Source organism: Lactobacillus hamsteri DSM 5661 = JCM 6256 (assembly GCF_000615445.1).
GTDB classification, from domain to species: Bacteria; Bacillota; Bacilli; order Lactobacillales; family Lactobacillaceae; genus Lactobacillus; species Lactobacillus hamsteri.
The window spans coordinates 1-1,122 of the sequence record NZ_BALY01000071.1 but is presented as its reverse complement, the minus strand read 5'-3'; the positions used below and the strand labels follow the sequence as shown (position 1 = coordinate 1,122).

1 pseudogene is annotated in these 1,122 nt (G+C 38.3%); it reads left to right on the top strand.

What is annotated here, in order from left to right:
* Positions 1-914 (top strand): annotated as a pseudogene (locus JCM6256_RS10270) (RNA-guided endonuclease TnpB family protein); the annotation flags it as partial.
* Positions 915-1,122 lie beyond the last annotated feature (208 nt).

Sequence of the window (1,122 nt, the reverse complement as noted above, 5' to 3'; positions counted from 1 at the left end):
CCTGCAGCTAGTTAATGAGTTTCTGACCCAGTCTTGGAAAAACTTCTTTCAAGATAAGACCGGCCAAATTGGCAAGCCGCGCTTTCATTCGCGCAAGTATTTGAAGCAGTCTTATACTGGTAAGTCGGTCATAAAAGTTGTTGGTAAACGATACCTAAAGATCCCTAAGTTGGGTTATATTAAAACCAGTAAAATAAGGTTTTTAGAAGATGCTAAAATCAAGCGTTACACAGTTGTGCTTGAACCAACGGGCAAATATTATCTATCTCTACAAGCAGAAATGCTTAGACCGGAGAAGTATAATTTAACTGGCAAAGCAATCGACATCGATGTCGGCGTGGCTGATTTGGCAATTCTGTCCAATGGCTTAAAATACCCTAGTTTCAATGGCTCTTATTTTGAAAAGAAAGCCAAAGCATGGCAAAGAAAATATTCTCGCCGCAGACATTTGGCTAAGCTATTAGCTTTGCAAGATAAAAATAGAAAAGTGTTTTGTCCTAGAAGCTTGGAAAGCTGTCTATCAAGCTAAAATGGCTAATCAGCGCAGGGACTATCTTCATAAGCTAACGACTCATTTGGTTAAGCAGTATGATGTGATTGTAATTGAAGATTTGAAAACCAAAAATCTTCTTCAAAATCATCACTTGGCTAAAGCCATCTCGAATGCTTCATGGCGAATGTTTAGACAAATGCTGGAATATAAGTGCAAGTGGTATGGGAAAAAGCTAATTGTCGTAGATCCCAAAAACACTTCCAGAATTTGTTCAGAATGCGGCTATAACAGTGGCGCTAAGCCATTAGAGATTCGTGAATGGACTTGTCCTAAGTGTCAAACTAGGCATGACCGGGATATTAACGCGGCAGTTAATATTCTTCATAAAGCAAAGCTAACTGGTCAGGGACTGGCATGGTAAATAGCTGAGTTCTGTGAGTTAGGTATTTGAGCAATCAATGTAAGATCCTAAACACTACTTGGTGTTCCCAGAAACCCGGCACTTTAGTGCGGTGTAGTTCATCAAGGAAGAATTTTTCTTATTTGTGATGATTTAAATAAAATTGATCAAAACAAGTTAAAAGAAAAACTAGACCTGCATACATACGCAGATCTAGTCATTAAATTAT